General features: G+C 50.4%; 18 protein-coding genes. 10 read left to right on the top strand and 8 right to left on the bottom strand.

Translation table 11 applies throughout. The features are described from left to right. The first annotated feature begins 192 nt into the window (after window positions 1-192). Both RTW80_RS15725 and mdtD read left to right on the top strand, forming a co-directional pair. Window positions 193-885: a FadR/GntR family transcriptional regulator gene (locus RTW80_RS15725; RefSeq protein WP_001131170.1), complete on the top strand. Its 693-nt coding sequence runs from the start codon at window positions 193-195 to the stop codon at window positions 883-885. 22 nt (window positions 886-907) lie between these two features. Then, on the top strand, window positions 908-2,335 hold the full coding sequence (mdtD, locus tag RTW80_RS15720; RefSeq protein WP_001280846.1) for a multidrug transporter subunit MdtD: 1,428 nt from the start codon (window positions 908-910) through the stop codon (window positions 2,333-2,335). Here the strand turns inward: mdtD and rbsR are convergent. From rbsR to kup, 7 genes are all read right to left on the bottom strand, one after another. After that, window positions 2,301-3,293, bottom strand: coding sequence for a ribose operon transcriptional repressor RbsR (rbsR, locus tag RTW80_RS15715; protein WP_000224470.1), 993 nt, complete (start codon window positions 3,291-3,293; stop codon window positions 2,301-2,303). The genes mdtD and rbsR overlap by 35 nt on opposite strands. Window positions 3,294-3,296: 3 nt before the next feature. Then, window positions 3,297-4,226: a ribokinase gene (gene rbsK / locus RTW80_RS15710; protein WP_001300603.1), complete on the bottom strand. Its 930-nt coding sequence runs from the start codon at window positions 4,224-4,226 to the stop codon at window positions 3,297-3,299. Between the two features lie 125 nt (window positions 4,227-4,351). Further along, window positions 4,352-5,242, bottom strand: coding sequence for a ribose ABC transporter substrate-binding protein RbsB (rbsB, locus tag RTW80_RS15705; protein WP_001056273.1), 891 nt, complete (start codon window positions 5,240-5,242; stop codon window positions 4,352-4,354). Window positions 5,243-5,266: 24 nt separating this feature from the next. Beyond that, the gene (gene rbsC, locus RTW80_RS15700) at window positions 5,267-6,232 is read right to left on the bottom strand and encodes a ribose ABC transporter permease (protein WP_063119281.1); all 966 of its coding nucleotides are present in this window, start codon (window positions 6,230-6,232) and stop codon (window positions 5,267-5,269) included. Between the two features lie 4 nt (window positions 6,233-6,236). Continuing rightward, complete coding sequence (gene rbsA / locus RTW80_RS15695; RefSeq protein ID WP_000387752.1) at window positions 6,237-7,742, bottom strand: ribose ABC transporter ATP-binding protein RbsA; 1,506 nt, start codon at window positions 7,740-7,742, stop codon at window positions 6,237-6,239. Between the two features lie 7 nt (window positions 7,743-7,749). Then, complete coding sequence (gene rbsD / locus RTW80_RS15690) at window positions 7,750-8,169, bottom strand: D-ribose pyranase (protein ID WP_000715936.1); 420 nt, start codon at window positions 8,167-8,169, stop codon at window positions 7,750-7,752. Window positions 8,170-8,335: 166 nt separating this feature from the next. Beyond that, complete coding sequence (kup, locus tag RTW80_RS15685; protein ID WP_063119282.1) at window positions 8,336-10,204, bottom strand: low affinity potassium transporter Kup; 1,869 nt, start codon at window positions 10,202-10,204, stop codon at window positions 8,336-8,338. 222 nt (window positions 10,205-10,426) lie between these two features. Here kup and ravA point away from each other — a divergent pair, with 222 nt between their 5' ends. Both ravA and viaA read left to right on the top strand, forming a co-directional pair. Continuing rightward, complete coding sequence (gene ravA / locus RTW80_RS15680) at window positions 10,427-11,923, top strand: ATPase RavA (protein ID WP_001300947.1); 1,497 nt, start codon at window positions 10,427-10,429, stop codon at window positions 11,921-11,923. Then, window positions 11,917-13,368, top strand: a complete 1,452-nt coding sequence (gene viaA, locus RTW80_RS15675; protein ID WP_000956615.1) for an ATPase RavA stimulator ViaA — start codon at window positions 11,917-11,919, stop codon at window positions 13,366-13,368. The genes ravA and viaA overlap by 7 nt, the downstream gene beginning before the upstream one ends. 4 nt (window positions 13,369-13,372) lie before the next feature. Here viaA and asnA read toward each other — a convergent pair whose 3' ends face one another. Then, a complete protein-coding gene (asnA, locus tag RTW80_RS15670; protein ID WP_000845104.1) occupies window positions 13,373-14,365 on the bottom strand; it encodes an aspartate--ammonia ligase in 993 nt (330 codons plus the stop codon). 151 nt (window positions 14,366-14,516) lie between these two features. Here asnA and asnC point away from each other — a divergent pair, with 151 nt between their 5' ends. The 6 genes from asnC to atpB all read left to right on the top strand — a co-directional run bounded on the left by asnC (window position 14,517) and on the right by atpB (window position 20,284). Next, the gene (gene asnC, locus RTW80_RS15665; protein WP_000432970.1) at window positions 14,517-14,975 is read left to right on the top strand and encodes a transcriptional regulator AsnC; all 459 of its coding nucleotides are present in this window, start codon (window positions 14,517-14,519) and stop codon (window positions 14,973-14,975) included. An 89-nt stretch (window positions 14,976-15,064) separates the two neighbouring features. After that, a complete protein-coding gene (mioC, locus tag RTW80_RS15660; RefSeq protein ID WP_000763729.1) occupies window positions 15,065-15,508 on the top strand; it encodes an FMN-binding protein MioC in 444 nt (147 codons plus the stop codon). A gap of 378 nt (window positions 15,509-15,886) precedes the next feature. After that, on the top strand, window positions 15,887-17,776 hold the full coding sequence (gene mnmG / locus RTW80_RS15655; RefSeq protein ID WP_000499788.1) for a tRNA uridine-5-carboxymethylaminomethyl(34) synthesis enzyme MnmG: 1,890 nt from the start codon (window positions 15,887-15,889) through the stop codon (window positions 17,774-17,776). Between the two features lie 63 nt (window positions 17,777-17,839). Continuing rightward, on the top strand, window positions 17,840-18,463 hold the full coding sequence (gene rsmG / locus RTW80_RS15650; protein ID WP_000932839.1) for a 16S rRNA (guanine(527)-N(7))-methyltransferase RsmG: 624 nt from the start codon (window positions 17,840-17,842) through the stop codon (window positions 18,461-18,463). Between the two features lie 616 nt (window positions 18,464-19,079). Further along, a complete protein-coding gene (gene atpI, locus RTW80_RS15645; RefSeq protein ID WP_000116695.1) occupies window positions 19,080-19,460 on the top strand; it encodes a F0F1 ATP synthase subunit I in 381 nt (126 codons plus the stop codon). 8 nt (window positions 19,461-19,468) lie between these two features. Next, window positions 19,469-20,284, top strand: coding sequence for a F0F1 ATP synthase subunit A (atpB, locus tag RTW80_RS15640; RefSeq protein WP_000135625.1), 816 nt, complete (start codon window positions 19,469-19,471; stop codon window positions 20,282-20,284). Window positions 20,285-20,308 lie beyond the last annotated feature (24 nt).

Genomic DNA, 20,308 nt, shown 5'->3' with positions numbered 1-20,308 from the left:
CAGTGGTGGCGCATTATAGGGAGTTATTCCGGCCTGACAAGAGGAAATTTAAAATAATTTTCTGACCGCGCATTTTTTCAGCAAAAGCCCCGTTAATGTGCCATAAAACAAGCAATTTGCCGTTTTTGCAACCGTAATCACACTTCCTGGTGGCATACTAAGGAGGAATAAAAAGAAAAAGGAAGATTAGTAATGCCTTTAAGCGCACAACAGTTAGCTGCACAGAAAAACCTTTCGTATGTTCTGGCTGAGAAGCTGGCGCAACGCATCTTAAAAGGTGAATATGAACCCGGCACCATTTTGCCTGGTGAGATTGAGCTGGGCGAGCAATTTGGAGTGAGTCGTACAGCGGTACGCGAAGCGGTCAAAACGTTAACGGCAAAAGGGATGGTTTTACCGCGACCGCGAATTGGTACCCGGGTCATGCCACAATCAAACTGGAATTTTCTTGATCAGGAATTGCTTACCTGGTGGATGACAGAAGAGAACTTTCATCAGGTCATCGATCACTTTCTGGTTATGCGTATCTGTCTGGAGCCGCAAGCTTGCCTACTGGCTGCAACGGTTGGCACCGCGGAACAGAAGGCGCATCTCAATACGTTAATGGCCGAAATGGCGGCATTAAAAGAGAACTTTCGCCGTGAACGCTGGATCGAAGTAGATATGGCCTGGCATGAGCATATCTATGAAATGAGCGCCAATCCGTTTTTGACCTCATTCGCCTCGCTATTCCATTCGGTTTATCACACTTACTTCACGTCAATTACCAGCGACACAGTGATAAAGCTGGATCTGCACCAGGCGATTGTCGATGCGATTGTCCAAAGCGATGGCGACGCGGCATTTAAAGCTTGTCAGGCGCTGCTACGCTCACCTGATACGTGACAACCCGATAACAGGACATTGAATGAGCGATAAAAAGAAGCGCAGTATGGCGGGTTTGCCGTGGATCGCGGCGATGGCCTTCTTCATGCAGGCACTTGATGCCACTATTCTGAATACCGCCTTACCCGCAATCGCTCATAGCCTTAATCGTTCTCCTCTCGCGATGCAATCAGCCATCATCAGTTATACGCTGACGGTGGCGATGCTTATTCCGGTAAGCGGATGGCTAGCCGATCGCTTCGGTACGCGTCGCATTTTTACCCTTGCCGTGAGTCTGTTCACATTGGGTTCTCTGGCCTGCGCACTTTCTAATTCGCTACCACAGCTGGTTGTCTTCCGGGTTATTCAGGGGATAGGCGGCGCAATGATGATGCCTGTTGCTCGGCTGGCCTTACTGCGCGCTTATCCTCGTAATGAACTTCTTCCAGTATTGAATTTTGTCGCCATGCCGGGTCTGGTGGGGCCAATTTTAGGCCCCGTTCTTGGCGGCGTGCTGGTCACCTGGGCAACCTGGCACTGGATATTTTTAATCAATATCCCCATAGGTATTGCAGGCCTTCTTTACGCGCGCAAACATATGCCCAATTTCACCACCGCACGACGCAGATTCGATATCACTGGCTTTTTGTTGTTTGGCCTCAGCCTTGTTCTCTTCTCAAGCGGAATAGAGCTATTCGGGGAAAAGATTGTCGCCAGCTGGATTGCCTTGACGGTAATTGTCACCAGCATCGGGTTACTGCTTCTCTATATTCTCCATGCACGACGCACGCCAAACCCATTAATTTCATTAGATTTATTTAAAACCCGCACTTTCTCGATCGGTATCGTAGGCAATATTGCAACCCGTCTGGGGACCGGCTGTGTACCGTTCCTTATGCCATTGATGTTACAGGTAGGATTTGGTTATCAGGCGTTTATTGCCGGCTGTATGATGGCGCCGACAGCGTTAGGTTCCATTATTGCAAAATCGATGGTTACCCAAGTCTTACGTCGTCTGGGCTATCGCCATACATTAGTGGGGATCACGGTGATTATTGGGCTAATGATCGCTCAGTTCTCTTTGCAATCACCGGCAATGGCGATATGGATGCTGATCTTGCCGTTGTTTATATTAGGGATGGCTATGTCGACGCAGTTTACCGCGATGAATACCATCACACTTGCCGATCTGACCGATGACAACGCCAGCAGCGGTAACAGTGTTCTGGCGGTCACGCAGCAACTGTCTATCAGTTTAGGCGTTGCTATAAGTGCGGCCGTCCTTCGCGTTTATGAAGGAATGGAAGGCACAACGACTGTCGAACAATTCCACTATACGTTTATCACAATGGGCATTATTACTGTTGCTTCAGCAGCAATGTTCATGCTTCTGAAAACAACCGATGGTAATAATTTGATCAAAAGACAGCGTAAATCTAAGCCGAACCGCGTTCCATCAGAATCGGAGTAAGTTGTAATCGTTGTTGCTGAAGAGTTGGCTGGGTTATTCGATGGATGAGTACATCAATCGCCAGCTCCCCCAGTTCATCTTTCGGTTGGTGGATAGTGGTTAATGGTGGCGTCATAAAGCTTGCCAGTTCGATATCGTCATAGCCAATCACCGCGATATCCTGCGGAACCTGTAACTCTGCCTGATATAACGCCTGGTAAACGCCAACAGCCATAGCGTCATTTCCGGTAAAGACGGCCTGAGGACGCAGCGGATGTGATAGCAGTTGGCGCATAGCGTCAAACCCGCCGTTAAATTCAAAATCACCAGTGACTTCATAGCCATCAGGAATGTTGAGACCCGCACGTTTCATCGCCGCCCGATAACCTTCCAACCGCAGGCGCGCCGGAGTTTTATCCAGCGGGCCGGTAATACAGGCGATACGGGTATGACCTTTATCGATCAGATATTGCGTTGCTAAGTCTCCGCCCAGCAACGAGTTATCCTGAATAAGATCGCTGTCGCCATCGAACGGAGCCCAGTCCATCATCACAGTAGGCACTGTCGGATAACGTTGCATGATTTCACGCGAAGGTTGATGCGTTTCGGTGCACAGTAACAGCAAGCCATCAACGCGTTTTTGCATCAGCGTTTCCAGATTGCGATTCATCCGCTGTTCATCGCCTTCGGTATTGCAAAGGACGAGACTATAACCGCGTTCGAAGCAGCTGCGTTCAACGCCACGCACCAGTTCTGAATAGAAAGGATTGGTACTGGCAGTGATCAACATGCCAATGGTATGTGTTTGATTGAGTTTGAGGCTACGCGCCAGAGCTGATGGCGCGTAATTGAGTTCTTTAATCGCCGCTTCAACTTTGGCGGTAATCGCTTCACTGACGAAGCGATCTTTATTGATAACGTGAGAAACTGTTGAGGTAGAAACGCCCGCCAGGCGGGCAACATCTTTCATTGTAGCCAAGCGTCACCTCTGCCTGTCTAAAAATGCGTCGATCTCTTCACGCCACGGTACGGAAGGTTGTGCGCCTTTACGTGTTACGGCAATCGCAGCGGCAGCATGGGCAAAACGAATCGCCTCTGGCAATGGTTTTTCTTCCAGCAATGCCGTGATTAACGCACCGTTAAAGGTATCTCCGGCAGCAATGGTATCGACAGCCTGCACCCGGAATCCAGGAACGCGCTGACCTTCACCATTCACGCTAGCCCATACACCACGACTTCCTAAAGTAATCAGTACAGTACGGATACCTTTTTCATGCAGTACCTGCGCCGCCTTCGCTGCATCTTCATCATTTTCAACACGAATACCGGTGAGCTTTTCTGCTTCCGTTTCGTTTGGCGTAATAATGTCCACCAGCGCCAGCAGTTCGTCAGGAAGTTCGCGAGCCGGAGCCGGGTTAAGCGCAACGATAGTCTTATTTTGATGGGCGATTTTCGCCGCTGCCATCACACTTTCGAGTGGTGATTCCAGCTGCATTAATAATGCTGACGCGTTGGCAATACGCTCACGTTGCGCTTCCACCAGCGCCGGGGAAAGGGCAGCATTAGCGCCGGCATGAATACCGATGACATTCTCACCTTCGCCATTAACAAAAATCAGCGCCACACCTGTTGATTCGCCTTTGATCACGCTGACCGGAGTAATATCAATGTTATCAGTGGCGAGCTGCTGGCGAACGCTCTCACCAATGCTGTCATCACCCGTACAGGCAATAAACGCGATATTCGCACCGCTACGCCCAGCAGCCACAGCCTGATTCGCGCCTTTGCCGCCAAATGCAACCTGATAGTGGTTACCGGTTACGGTTTCGCCTGGAGTAGGAAAAGATTGAAGATTAAGAATGTGGTCAGCATTAATGCTGCCAAGAACAACGAGGCTGCCTGCGTTTTGCATATTCGGGATGTCCATAAAATGCGCCACCGTGTTAGGGTGGCGCGTGCCCTGCTTTTCTTTATATTACACGTTCATCTGTCGATGACGTATTTATGTCACCATCAGGTCATACAACCTGATTAAAACTACTGCTTAACAACCAGTTTCAGATCAACCGGATACTTAGCCTGAACTTTCTCGCCTTTCAGCACTTTATCTGCGGTTTCGACGCCTTTCGCGCCAATCTGATCGGGTAGCTGAGCGATAGTCGCTGCTAGTTTGCCATCATTCACCGCTTTTTCGCCATCCGGTGTACCGTCAAATCCGACGACCATCACATCCGATTTACCGGCAGTTTGCAGTGCGCGCAGCGCGCCCAGCGCCATTTCATCATTCTGCGCGAATACAGCCTGAACATCCGGATGAGCGGTCAACAGGTTCTGCATTACGTTCAAACCTTTAGTGCGATCAAAATCTGCTGGCTGGCTGGCAAGAACATTAAACTTGTGAGCAGCAACGGCCTGCTGGAAGCCTTCGCCACGTTCACGGGCTGCGGATGTACCAGCAATGCCTTGCAGCTCGATAACTTTGGCACCTTCACCCGCTTTCTTCGCGATGTAATCACCAGCGATTTTGCCGCCCAGTACGTTATCAGAAGCAATGTGGCTCACCACTTCACCTTTCGTTGCCTGGCGGTCAAGAGTGATAACCGGGATGTTCGCCTGGTTAGCCATCTTCACAGCATTACCCACTGCGTCGGAGTCGGTCGGGTTAATCAGCAGAATTTTTGTGCCGCGAACGGTTAAGTCCTGCACGTTCGCCAGCTCTTTCGCCGGGTTGTTCTGGGAGTCCAGCACCACCAGGTTATAGCCAAGTTTATCCGCCTCTTTCTGCGCGCCATCTTTCAGCGATACAAAGAACGGGTTGTTAAGCGTGGAGACCACCAGCGCGATGGTGTCTTTTGCCATCGCATTCGCACTGACGGTGGCGCTTAGCGCAACAGCGGAAACCAGGGTAGCCAGTTTTTTCATGTTCATATTCAAGATGTCCTGTAGTCGTTATTACTGCTTTTTGTTGTCTACCAGCACCGCCAGCAAAATCACCACCGCTTTGACGATCATCTGGTAATAGGAGGAAACACCTAACAAATTCAATCCATTATTAAGGAAGCCAAGAATTAATGCGCCGATCAACGTCCCAACAATGCGACCTTTTCCGCCCGCCAGACTCGTACCGCCCAGAACCACCGCAGCAATAGCATCCAGCTCATAGCCAGTCCCCGCCGTGGGTTGTGCGGAGGAGAGACGCGCCACTTCAATGATCCCGGCCAGCGATGCCAGCAGACCACAAAGAGAATAGACGATGATTTTGATTTTATTGACGTTGATACCAGAAAGACGCGTTGCCGCTTCGTTGCCGCCCAGCGCGTAGATGTAACGCCCCAGACGCGTGTGATGCAGCATGTACCAGGCCGCGAGGAAGACAATCCCCATGATCCAGACTGGCGTCGGTACGCCCAGCGGACGACCAATACCAAACCAGCCAAACAGATCGGCGTTCTCAGTAAAGCCGGTATTCACTGGGCTACCGTTGGTATAAACCATGGTCACGCCGCGCAGTAAAAGCATCATAACCAGCGTAGCGATAAACGCCTGGACGCGACCTTTCGCTACAATCACCCCGGTTACCGCACCAATTGCGGCACCTAACGCGAGAGCAGCAGCGACAGCCACCAGCGCATTGACTGCAATGCCGACGATAGATGCAGCAACTGCGCCGGTCAGCGCCAACAGAGAACCTACCGATAAGTCGATGCCCGACGTCAGGATCACCAGCGTCATCCCGACCGCCATAATGGCGTTCACTGAGGTTTGCTGGAGAATATTGAATAAGTTATTGATGGTGAAAAAGTTCGGGCTTAACGTCGAGACAATCGCGATCAGCACCAGCAGAGCGATAAGCGATTTCTGCTCCATCAGCCACGCTTTCGTGAAATAACGGCGACCAGAGACAGTCTGGGTTGTCATTTTTTTACTCCTGATTCACGCGATTAAGCTTGCCCACAGCGGCAGCCATTAACACTTCCTGGGTGGCCTGCTCACGAGTAAATTCCCCGCTGAGATGCCCTTCATGCATGACGATGATGCGATCGCTCATGCCTAATACTTCTGGCATCTCCGATGACACCAGAATGATGCTCAAGCCATCGGCTTTGAACTGGTTAATCAGTTGATAGATCTCTTTTTTCGCGCCGACATCTACGCCACGGGTAGGTTCATCAAGGATCAACACTTTGGGGCGTGTCATCAGACCGCGGGCAATCGCCACTTTTTGCTGATTGCCACCGGAAAGCAGACCAATTGCCTGTTCCATCGACGGAGTTTTCACATTAAACAGACGAATGAAATCACTCACAGCCTGCTGTTCATCGGCATGCTTCAAACTGCCGCCAGCGCGGCTGAAGTAGCGCAGCGCTGTCAGCGACATGTTCTCTTTTACTGACATGCCCAACACTAAACCGTCACGTTTACGGTCTTCGGAGATATACACAATGCCGTTTGCCAAGCCATCCTGCGGTGAACGGGTAACGACTTCATGCCCATCCAGGGTGACGTAACCGCTGGTGCGCGGTAGTGCGCCGTAGAGCACTTTCATCAGTTCGGTACGACCTGCGCCCATCAAACCAGAGACGCCAAGAATTTCGCCTTTGCGTAAAGTAAAAGAGACATCGTTAACGCCAGGTCCGCAGAGATTATCGACTTTCAGGCGGATATCTCCCGGCGCTTTGTCCAGGTGCGGATATTGATCTTCCAGCTTGCGACCCACCATCATCTCAATCAGCGAATCTTCGGTCAGTGATGCCACTTCGCGCTCAGCAATAAATTGCCCATCACGAAAAACGGTAACGTCATCGCAAATCTCGAAGATTTCTTTCATGCGGTGGGAGATATAGACAATACCGCGGCCTTGCGATTTCAGCTCGCGGATGACGCGGAACAGGGATTCGGTTTCGGTATCGGTCAGCGCATCGGTCGGTTCATCCATAATGATGACTTTCGACTCAAAGCTCAGCACTTTGGCGATTTCAACCATTTGCTGGTCACCGATGGAAAGATCGCCCACCAGCTTGTCGCTTTTAAAGCGCAGGTTAAGTTTAGCCAGCAATTTATCCGCTTCGGCATACATGGTTTTCCAGTCAATTTTGCCAAAGCGATTAACAAACTCACGACCGAGGAAAATGTTTTCGGCAATGGTCAACTGCGGGATCAGGTTCAGTTCCTGATGGATAATCCCAATCCCGGCTTCCTGGGAAGATTTCGGCCCGGTAAATGTCGTTTCTTTCCCCAGCCATAAAAGCGTGCCGGCATCGCGAGCATAGATACCAGTAAGCACTTTCATCATGGTGGATTTACCCGCGCCGTTTTCGCCCACCAGCGCCATCACGCGGCCCGGATAGACATTTAACGCTGCGCCCGAGAGGGCTTTTACGCCCGGGAAGGCTTTATCGATGCCTTTAAGCTGAAGTAATGCTTCCATGACGGCCTCAGAACGTCACGCCAGCACAGAGAATGATATTCGCATACGGAGAACATTCTCCGCTGCGAATTACCGCCTGACTTTCTGCGGTTTGTTGTTTGAATTGTTCATGCGTGGTGTAACGAATTTCAATGGTATTTCCCTGGTGTTTTTGCAGCTGCTCAAGGTGAGTGAGCAACGTTTCGTGGAGTTGCGGATTATGTTGTTTGATCTCTTCCGCGATAATGGCAGCCTCGACCTGCATTTCATTTGTGACGACGCCCAGCACCTGCATAAAAGAAGGTACACCCTGGGTTAATGCCATATCGATACGCGTTGTACTTTTGGGGATGGGTAAACCAGCATCACACACCACCAGCGTATCGGTATGTCCCAGACGGGAGATCACCGATGAAATATCAGAATTAAGAACGGTGCCTTTTTTCATTTTTTTCTCCATCAGCGAAACGTTTCGCTGACCCGCAGTTTAATCCTGACTGAGTTGGGAAAACCATCGTGACGTTACGGAAATGTGATCAACCTCGAAACGTTTTACATGGTGATTAACCATGAAAACAAAAACGCCCCCTTATGGAGAAAGGAGGCGTCTGGCGTTAGATTTCGACCTGAGTACCCAGTTCGATAACCCTGTTTGGCGGAATTTCAAATTGATCTGGTGCACGCAGCGCATTACGTTGCAGCAGCAAGTACAGCTTGCCGCGCAGACGCAAATACCACGGGCGTTTGCCGATGATCAACGACTCATGCGACATAAAGAAGGAGGTTTCCATCATCCGGCAACTTAATCCTTCCAGACCGCAGCGGTGGAAAACTTCTTCCACGTTTGGCGTTTCTCGCCAACCATAACTTGCCACCACGCGCCAGAAAGTGGGCGACAGTTGTTCAATCTGTACCCGACGGACATTATGGACATATGGCGCGTCTTCGGTACGCAGAGTTAACAGAATCACCCGCTCATGCAATACCTTGTTATGTTTAAGGTTATGCATCAGCGCAAAGGGAATGACGTTGATTGCACGCGACATATACACCGCGGTCCCGGGCACGCGAACAGGCGGTGATTTCTCCAGCGAAGCAATCATCGCTTCCAGAGAGTTACCATGTTCATGCATCCGCCGCAGCAAGCGGAAACGCTCGCTCTTCCAGGTGGTCATCACGATAAACATCACAGTACCGAGGCTCAATGGCAACCAGCCGCCGGAGAGCAGTTTATCGAGGTTAGCGGTGAACAATGGAATATCGACACAAAGGAAAGCAATCAGGATCAGCGCAACAAAATACTTATTCCAGTGCCAGTTCTGACGTGCCACGGTAGTCGAGAGAATAGACGTCAGCACCATGGTTCCGGTCACCGCAATCCCGTACGCCGCCGCCAGGTTGCTGGAGTGCTCAAAGCTGACAATCACAATCACGACCGCGACATAGAGCATCCAGTTCACAAACGGAATATAGATTTGCCCTGACTCCATTTCGGAGGTGTGAATAATGCGCATCGGCGACAAATATCCCAGACGTACCGCCTGACGCGTCAATGAGAAGACGCCAGAGATAACCGCCTGCGAGGCAATTACCGTCGCCAGTGCGGCGATGATCAGCAGCGGGATCAGCGCCCAGTCCGGTGCCAACAGGAAGAACGGGTTCTTAATCGCTTCCGGGTTCTTTAACAACAGCGCTCCCTGACCGAAGTAATTAAGGGTCAAGGAAGGTAATACGACGGTGAACCACGCCAGGCGAATAGGGAACTTACCAAAGTGCCCCATATCAGCATACAGCGCCTCGACCCCCGTAATCGACAACACCACTGCCCCTAATGCAATAAAAGAAACCGTTTTGTATTCAAGGAAGAAATGCACCGCCCACATTGGATTCAGCGCATGCAGCACTTCCGGGTTAGCAATAATGCTACGTAACCCCAGTCCTGCCAGAATCAAAAACCAGGTCAGCATGATCGGCGCAAACAGCTTACCGACCATAGCCGTGCCATGTTTTTGAATCATAAATAATAAAGTGAGAACGATAATTGAGAGGGGAACTATCCAGGTATCCAGCTGCGGGGCGACGATTTCCAGACCTTCAATGGCTGACATCACCGAAATAGCGGGTGTTATGACGACTTCACCATAGAAAAAGCTGCCGCCGATTAGCCCCATAATCACCAGCATTGATGTGGTTCGCGCCGACGTATTACGCCCGGCAAGCGACATCAACGTCAGGATCCCCCCCTCACCGGCGTTATCTGCCCGCATCACGAAGGTGAGATATTTAATGGAAACCACAAAGATTAGCAGCCAGAAGATCAGCGATAAAAAGCCAAACACGGCATCGCGTTCAACGCCAAAACCAAACTGGCCGGACAAACATTCACGAAGTGTATATAACGGGCTGGTACCAATATCGCCGTAGACAACTCCAATCGCCGCGAGGGTAATCGCGGGCAATGATTGCTTATTATCAGTGCTCATAGACTAGTCTTTCGTTGAAATATGAAATGTGTGCTTAGTCCCTTGGCCCACAAAAAAGCGCACAGTATGCACGATTAACGGCAAAATCGTACTCCTAAATGCGGCCACATTAACCTGGCTCAAAGAAAAATACCCCCCCTTTGAGACTATTTTAGCCACCAGCAAGAAACGTCTATACTCGCAATTTACGCAGAACTTTTGACGAAAGGACGCCACTTCATTATGGCTCACCCTCATTTATTAGCGGAAAGAATTTCCCGCCTGAGCAGTTCGTTGGAAAAGGGGCTTTATGAACGTAGCCACGCCATCCGCTTGTGTTTATTAGCGGCATTAAGTGGTGAAAGTGTGTTCCTCCTTGGCCCGCCAGGTATTGCCAAAAGTTTGATCGCCCGGCGCTTAAAATTCGCCTTTCAGAATGCCCGCGCGTTTGAATATCTGATGACCCGCTTCTCCACGCCGGAAGAAGTTTTTGGTCCCCTTTCTATTCAGGCGCTAAAAGATGAAGGGCGCTATGAACGTTTAACCAGCGGTTACCTGCCGGAAGCAGAAATTGTCTTTCTGGATGAGATCTGGAAAGCGGGCCCGGCAATTCTTAATACCTTGCTCACCGCCATTAACGAGCGCCAGTTCCGCAACGGTGCACACGTAGAAAAAATCCCGATGCGTCTGCTGGTGGCGGCCTCCAACGAGCTGCCGGAAGCAGACAGCAGTCTGGAAGCGTTATATGACCGCATGCTGATTCGTCTGTGGTTAGATAAAGTGCAGGATAAAGCGAATTTCCGCTCCATGCTGACCAGTCAACAGGATGAAAACGACAATCCGGTTCCTGATGCCTTGCAGGTCACAGATGAAGAATATGAACGCTGGCAGAAAGAGATTGGTGAAATTACGCTGCCCGATCATGTATTTGAGCTGATTTTTATGCTGCGCCAGCAACTGGATAAATTACCGGATGCGCCTTATGTCTCGGATCGTCGCTGGAAAAAAGCGATCCGATTATTACAGGCCAGCGCCTTTTTTAGCGGTCGCAGTGCTGTTGCCCCGGTAGATCTCATTTTGCTGAAAGATTGCCTGTGGTATGACGCGCAAAGCCTGAATTTGATACAACAACAAATTGATGTATTGATGACCGGTCACGCCTGGCAACAGCAAGGGATGTTGACTCGCCTTGGCGCGATTGTGCAACGTCACCTGCAACTCCAGCAGCAACAAAGCGATAAAACAGCCTTAACGGTAATTCGTCTGGGCGGCATTTTCAGCCGTCGTCAGCAGTATCAACTTCCTGTTAACGTTACTGCTTCCACTCTGACTCTGCTGCTGCAAAAACCGTTAAAATTGCATGATATGGAAGTGGTTCATATCTCCTTTGAGCGTAACGCGCTGGAACAGTGGCTGAGTAAAGGTGGTGAAATTCGCGGCAAACTGAACGGTATCGGCTTTGCCCAGAAATTGAATCTGGAAGTGGATAGCGCCCAACATCTTGTTGTACGCGATGTAAGTTTACAAGGCAGTACGCTGGCACTTCCCGGTTCATCGGCTGAAGGTCTGCCAGGTGAAATAAAACAACAACTGGAAGAGCTTGAAAGCGACTGGCGTAAGCAACACGCTTTATTCAGCGAACAGCAAAAATGTCTGTTTATCCCTGGCGACTGGTTAGGTCGCATTGAAGCCAGCCTACAGGATGTCAGTGCACAGATTCGCCAGGCACAACAATGCTAACGCTGGATACGCTTAATGTGATGCTGGCCGTCAGCGAAGAGGGATTGATCGAAGAGATGATCATCGCGCTGCTGGCCTCACCGCAGCTGGCAGTCTTCTTTGAAAAATTCCCACGCCTGAAGGCAGCAATCACTGATGATGTTCCCCGCTGGCGTGAGGCGCTGCGCAGTCGGCTGAAAGATGCCCGAGTCCCGCCAGAACTCACCGAAGAGGTGATGTGCTATCAGCAAAGCCAGCTCCTCTCCACGCCGCAGTTTATTGTGCAGCTACCACAGATCCTGGACTTACTGCATCGTCTGAATTCCCCATGGGCAGAACAAGCCCGACAGTTGGTTGATGCTAACAGCGCGATCACTTCAGCGTTACACACACTTTTTCTCCAGCGTTGGCGTTTAAGTCTGATCGTGCAAGCAACGACGTTAAATCAACAGCTATTAGAAGAAGAACGCGAACAACTGTTAAGTGAAGTTCAGGAACGCATGACGCTGAGCGGACAACTTGAACCGATTCTCGCAGATAACAATACCGCAGCTGGTCGTCTGTGGGATATGAGCGCCGGCCAGCTTAAACGTGGCGACTATCAGTTGATTGTGAAATACGGTGAATTTCTTAACGAACAGCCGGAACTGAAACGCCTGGCAGAGCAGCTGGGGCGTTCTCGGGAAGCCAAATCAATACCGCGCAACGATGCGCAGATGGAAACCTTCCGCACCATGGTGCGCGAACCGGCGACGGTTCCTGAGCAGGTTGATGGTCTGCAACAAAGCGATGATATTTTACGTCTCCTGCCGCCAGAACTGGCGACACTAGGGATAACGGAACTGGAGTATGAGTTTTACCGTCGGCTGGTGGAAAAACAGTTGCTCACCTATCGCCTGCACGGTGAGTCGTGGCGTGAAAAAGTGATCGAACGTCCGGTGGTACATAAAGATTACGATGAACAGCCGCGCGGGCCGTTTATTGTCTGTGTGGATACTTCCGGCTCAATGGGCGGCTTTAATGAACAGTGTGCGAAAGCGTTCTGCCTGGCCTTGATGCGCATTGCTCTCGCAGAAAACCGGCGCTGCTATATTATGCTATTTTCCACCGAGATCGTCCGTTATGAGCTTTCAGGCCCACAAGGCATCGAACAAGCAATCCGTTTTTTAAGCCAGCAGTTTCGTGGCGGCACCGATCTTGCCAGTTGTTTTCGCGCCATTATGGAACGCTTGCAAAGCAGGGAATGGTTTGATGCCGATGCGGTGGTGATTTCTGATTTTATCGCTCAGCGGTTGCCTGACGACGTGACGAGTAAAGTGAAAGAGCTGCAGCGGGTACATCAGCATCGCTTTCATGCCGTGGCGATGTCGGCACACGGCAAACCCGGCATCATGCGCATTTTCGATCATATCTGGCGCTTTGATACCGGGATGCGAAGCCGCCTGCTCAGACGCTGGCGGCGATAAATTATTACAGCAGAGAAGGGACGCTCTCGCGAACAGCAGCTGGCCATACTCCACACTGAACCTGGCCGATATGCGGCAGTTGCAGCAGCAGCATAGTCAAACGAGACTGGCCGATACCGCCGCCGATGGTCTGCGGCATTTCACCGCGCAGCAGCGCCTGATGCCACTCCAGCTCCAGGCGATCTTCGTCACCGGTCAGCGCCAGTTGATGCTTCAGCGTGTCGGCATCTACACGGATCCCCATGGAGGAAAGCTCAAACGCATCTTCCAGTACCGGGTTCCACACCAGAATATCGCCGTTCAGACCCGCATGGCCCAGCTCTGACGGGGTGCTCCAGTCATCATAATCCGGTGCGCGCACGTCGTGGCGATGACCATCGCTCAGCTTGCCGCCAATCCCGACAAGGAATACCGCGCCAAGATCTTTCGCTATCGCCCGCTCACGCCCTTTGGCATCAAGATCCGGATAACGAGACAGTAACTCCTGGCTGTGTACGAAGTGGATCTGATCCGGCAGGAACGGTGCCAGGCCAAACTCTTCGCTAACCGCAGCTTCGGTTGCTTTAATTCCCGCCCAGATCGCCTCTACCGTGCTTTTCAGAGTCGAGAATTGACGCTCACCGTCGCCCATTACGCGTTCCCAGTCCCACTGGTCAACATAGACCGAGTGCAACGGAGAAAGACGGTCTTCATCGGGGCGAAGGGCTTTCATGTGCGTGTACAGCCCTTCGCCCGCGCTGAAGTCGTGTTGCCCTAAGGTCTGACGTTTCCACTTCGCCAGTGAATGAACCACTTCGAACTGGGCATCAGGCAGAGCTTTCACTTTTACCTGCACCGCTTTTTCACAGCCCGACAAGTTATCCTGCGTGCCATCCCCCACACGGCTAAGAATCGGCGCCTGGACTTCGATCAGCCCCAGACGTTCTTCCAGTTGACGAGAAAAGTGAGATTTCACGAAGCTAATTTGACGTTGTTTGGCAATGTAAGCGGTTTTCATTTTTTATACTCCTGCGTCCTGTTGCTTATGATTAAGCAACAAAAACCGACACACATGCAATAATCATTCAATAAAAAGCCTAACTCACTTTTGATTCATTAAAAAAGAAGGCTAAAATAGAATGAATCATCAATCCGCATAAGAAAATCCTATGGAAAATTATCTGATCGACAATCTGGACCGTGGCATCCTGGAAGCATTAATGGGCAATGCGCGCACCGCTTACGCCGAACTGGCGAAACAATTTGGCGTCAGTCCGGGGACGATTCACGTTCGAGTAGAGAAAATGAAGCAGGCGGGGATCATTACCGGGGCGCGTATTGATGTCAGCCCGAAGCAGCTCGGTTATGACGTAGGCTGCTTTATCGGCATTATATTAAAGAGCGCCAAAGACTACCCTTCCGCGCTGGCAAAGCTGGAAAGCCTTGATGAAGTCACTGAAGCCTATTACACAACCGGCCACTACAGCATCTTTATAAAAGTGATGTGCCGTTCGATCGACGCTCTCCAGCATGTACTTATCAACAAGATCCAAACAATTGATGAAATTCAGTCCACCGAGACATTGATCGTCCTGCAAAACCCGATCATGCGTACCATCAAGCCATAATCGGCTTTTTTAATCCCATACTTTTCCACAGGTAGATCCCAACGCGTTCACGGCGTACAATACGCCACTCTTAATAAAGGTGGTGGTTTATGGCAGATATCACTCTTATCAGCGGCAGCACCCTCGGCGGTGCCGAATATGTAGCAGAACACCTGGCTGAAAAGCTGGAAGAGGCGGGTTTTACCACCGAAACGCTGCACGGTCCGCTGTTGGAAGATTTATCTGCCTCGGGGATCTGGCTGATTATCAGCTCCACCCACGGTGCCGGAGATATTCCGGACAACCTTTCTCCTTTCTATGAAGCATTGCAGGAACAGAAGCCCGATCTTTCTGCGGTCCGCTTTGGCGCAATCGGTATTGGTAGTCGTGAATATGACACCTTTTGTGGGGCTATCGATAAACTCGAGGCAGAACTCAAAGATTCCGGTGCAAAACAGACAGGCGAAACACTGAAGATCAACATTCTTGATCACGACATTCCGGAAGATCCGGCAGAAGAATGGCTGGGATCGTGGATTAATTTACTCAAATAAGTATACAGATCGTGCGATCTACTGTGGATAACTCTGTCAGGAAGCTTGGATCAACCGGTAGTTATCCAAGGAACAACGGTTGTTCAGTTTTTGAGTTGTGTATAACCCCTCATTCTGATCCCAGCTTATACGGTCCAGGATCACCGATCATTCACAGTTAATGATCCTTTCCAGGTTGTTGATCTTAAAAGCCGGATCCTTGTTATCCACAGGGCAGTGCGATCCTAATAAGAGATCACAATAGAACAGATCTCTAAATAAATAGATCTTCTTTTTAATACCCAGGATCCCAGGTCTTTCTCAAGCCGACAAAGTTGAGTAGAATCCACGGCCCGGGCTTCAATCCATTTTCATACCGCGTTATGCGAGGCAATCACCATGTTTTATCCGGATCCTTTTGACGTCATCATCATTGGCGGGGGTCATGCAGGCACCGAGGCCGCGATGGCCGCGGCGCGTATGGGTCAACAGACTCTGCTTTTGACACACAATATCGACACTCTGGGGCAGATGAGCTGCAACCCGGCGATCGGCGGTATTGGGAAGGGACATCTGGTAAAAGAAGTGGATGCACTCGGCGGTCTGATGGCGAAAGCGATCGATCAAGCGGGTATCCAGTTTAGGATACTAAACGCAAGCAAAGGACCGGCGGTTCGCGCTACCCGAGCTCAGGCGGATCGTGTGCTCTACCGTCAGGCGGTACGTACGGCGCTGGAGAACCAACCGAACCTGATGATCTTCCAGCAGGCGGTTGAAGATCTTATTGTCGAAAACGATCGCGTGGTCGGTGCTGTTACCCAAATGGGACTGAAGTTCCGTGCCAAAGCCGTCGTGCTCACCGTTGGGACATTCCTCGACGGTAAAATTCATATCGGTCTGGATAATTACAGCGGTGGCCGTGCTGGTGATCCGCCGTCCATTCCGCTTTCTCGCCGTTTGCGTGAACTGCCGCTGCGCGTTGGTCGTCTGAAAACCGGGACACCACCGCGTATTGATGCTCGAACTATCGACTTTAGTGTGCTGGCGCAACAGCATGGCGATAACCCAATGCCGGTATTCTCGTTTATGGGCAATGCGTCCCAGCATCCCCAGCAGGTGCCGTGTTATATCACTCATACCAACGAGAAAACCCATGATGTGATCCGCAGTAACCTCGATCGTAGCCCAATGTATGCAGGGGTGATCGAAGGTGTCGGCCCACGCTACTGCCCGTCGATCGAAGACAAAGTCATGCGCTTCGCCGACAGAAATCAGCATCAGATCTTCCTTGAACCGGAAGGACTGACCTCTAACGAAATTTATCCGAACGGTATCTCCACCAGCCTGCCGTTCGATGTGCAGATGCAAATCGTCCGCTCTATGCAGGGGATGGAAAACGCGAAGATCGTGCGTCCGGGTTATGCCATTGAGTATGACTTCTTCGATCCTCGCGACCTGAAACCGACGCTGGAGAGCAAGTTTATCCAGGGGCTGTTCTTTGCTGGTCAGATTAACGGCACTACCGGTTACGAAGAAGCCGCTGCGCAAGGTTTACTGGCCGGTCTTAACGCTGCCCGTCTGTCTGCTGACAAAGAAGGTTGGGCTCCGGCGCGTTCTCAGGCGTATCTCGGCGTACTGGTTGATGACCTGTGCACTTTAGGAACCAAAGAACCGTATCGTATGTTTACCTCGCGCGCAGAATATCGTCTGATGCTGCGCGAAGATAACGCGGATCTGCGTTTGACTGAAATCGGTCGTGAACTGGGCCTGGTGGATGACGAACGTTGGGCGCGCTTTAACGAGAAACTTGAGAATATCGAGCGTGAGCGTCAGCGTCTGAAATCGACCTGGGTAACCCCGTCGGCGGAAGCTGCAGCCGAAGTGAATGCTCACCTGACTGCGCCGCTTTCCCGTGAAGCCAGTGGTGAAGATCTGCTGCGTCGTCCGGAAATGACTTATGAAAAATTAACCACGCTGACGCCGTTTGCCCCTGCGTTGACAGACGAACAGGCGGCGGAACAGGTTGAGATTCAGGTTAAATACGAAGGTTATATCGCGCGCCAGCAAGATGAGATCGAAAAGCAGCTGCGTAACGAGAACACCCTGCTACCCGCGACACTGGATTACCGCCAGGTATCCGGTCTTTCTAACGAAGTGATCGCCAAACTTAACGATCACAAACCGGCCTCTATCGGCCAGGCTTCACGTATTTCTGGCGTCACGCCTGCGGCCATCTCCATTCTGCTGGTGTGGCTGAAAAAACAGGGTATGCTGCGTCGTAGCGCATAACACATTAAAAATGCCTGGTAAGCACCCGCTTACCAGGCAACGCATCAAGAACAGGTAATCACCGTGCTCAACAAACTCTCCTTACTGCTGAAAGACGCAGGTATTTCGCTTACCGATCACCAGAAAAACCAGCTTATTGCCTACGTGAATATGCTGCATAAATGGAACAAAGCGTACAACCTGACTTCGGTCCGCGATCCTAATGAGATGCTGGTACGCCATATTCTCGATAGCATTGTGGTGGCACCGTATCTGCAAGGTGAACGGTTTATCGATGTCGGCACCGGACCAGGACTGCCAGGCATTCCACTCTCTATCGTGCGTCCTGAAGCCCATTTCACTCTGTTGGATAGCCTTGGTAAACGCGTGCGTTTCCTTCGTCAGGTGCAACATGAGCTTAAACTGGAGAATATTGAACCAGTACAGAGCAGGGTAGAAGAGTTTCCTTCAGAGCCGCCATTTGATGGCGTAATTAGCCGCGCTTTTGCCTCTCTGAACGATATGGTGAGCTGGTGCCACCATCTTCCTGGTGAGCAAGGCCGTTTCTACGCGCTGAAAGGGCAAATGCCGGAAGATGAAATCGCTTTGTTGCCCGAAGAATATCAGGTCGAATCAGTGGTTAAACTTCAGGTTCCAGCCCTGGATGGCGAACGTCATCTGGTGGTGATTAAAGCAAATAAAATTTAATTTTTATCAAAAAAATCATAAAAAATTGACCGGTTAGACTGTTAACAACAACCAGGTTTTCTACTGATATAACTGGTTACATTTAACGCCACGTTCACTCTTTTGCATCAACAAGATAACGTGGCTTTTTTTGGTAAGCAGAAAATAAGTCATTAGTGAAAATATCAGTCTGCTAAAAATCGGCGCTAAGAACCATCATTGGCTGTTAAAACATTATTAAAAATGTCAATGGGTGGTTTTTGTTGTGTAAATGCCATTTATTAAAACAGTATCTGTTTTTAGACTGAAATATCATAAACTTGCAAAGGCATCATTTGCCAAGTAAATAAATATGCTGTGCGCGAACATGCGCAATATGTGATCTGAAGCACGCTTTATCACCAGTGTTTACGCGTTATTTACAGTTTTTCATGATCGAACAGGGTTAGCAGAAAAGTCGCAATTGTATGCACTGGAAAAATATTTAAACATTTATTCACCTTTTGGCTACTTATTGTTTGAAATCACGGGGGCGCACCGTATAATTTGACCGCTTTTTGATGCTTGACTCTAAGCCTTAAAGAAAGTTTTATACGACACGCGGCATACCTCGAAGGGAGCAGGAGTGAAAAACGTGATGTCTGTGTCGCTCGTGAGTCGAAACGTTGCTCGGAAGCTTCTGCTCGTTCAGTTACTGGTGGTGATAGCAAGTGGATTGCTGTTCAGCCTCAAAGACCCCTTCTGGGGCGTCTCTGCAATAAGCGGGGGCCTGGCAGTCTTTCTGCCTAACGTTTTGTTTATGATATTTGCCTGGCGTCACCAGGCGCATACACCAGCGAAAGGCCGGGTGGCCTGGACATTCGCATTTGGCGAAGCTTTCAAAGTTCTGGCGATGTTGGTGTTACTGGTGGTGGCGTTGGCGGTTTTAAAGGCGGTATTCTTGCCGCTGATCGTTACGTGGGTTTTGGTGCTGGTGGTTCAGATACTGGCACCGGCTGTAATTAACAACAAAGGGTAAAAGGCATCATGGCTTCAGAAAATATGACGCCGCAGGATTACATAGGACACCACCTGAATAACCTTCAGCTGGACCTGCGTACATTCTCGCTGGTGGATCCACAAAACCCCCCAGCCACCTTCTGGACAATCAATATTGACTCCATGTTCTTCTCGGTGGTGCTGGGTCTGTTGTTCCTGGTTTTATTCCGTAGCGTAGCCAAAAAGGCGACCAGCGGTGTGCCAGGTAAGTTTCAGACCGCGATTGAGCTGGTGATCGGCTTTGTTAATGGTAGCGTGAAAGACATGTACCATGGCAAAAGCAAGCTGATTGCTCCGCTGGCCCTGACGATCTTCGTCTGGGTATTCCTGATGAACCTGATGGATTTACTGCCTATCGACCTGCTGCCGTACATTGCTGAACATGTACTGGGTCTGCCTGCACTGCGTGTGGTTCCGTCTGCGGACGTGAACGTAACGCTGTCTATGGCACTGGGCGTATTTATCCTGATTCTGTTCTACAGCATCAAAATGAAAGGCATCGGCGGCTTCACGAAAGAGTTGACGCTGCAGCCGTTCAATCACTGGGCGTTCATTCCTGTCAACTTAATCCTTGAAGGGGTAAGCCTGCTGTCCAAACCAGTTTCACTCGGTTTGCGACTGTTCGGTAACATGTATGCCGGTGAGCTGATTTTCATTCTGATTGCTGGTCTGTTGCCGTGGTGGTCACAGTGGATCCTGAATGTGCCGTGGGCCATTTTCCACATCCTGATCATTACGCTGCAAGCCTTCATCTTCATGGTTCTGACGATCGTCTATCTGTCGATGGCGTCTGAAGAACATTAATTTACCAACACTACTACGTTTTAA

Source organism: Escherichia sp. AM3 (assembly GCF_032029835.1).
Classification (GTDB): domain Bacteria; phylum Pseudomonadota; class Gammaproteobacteria; order Enterobacterales; family Enterobacteriaceae; genus Escherichia; species Escherichia coli.
This window is presented reverse-complemented; position numbering and strand designations above follow the sequence as displayed.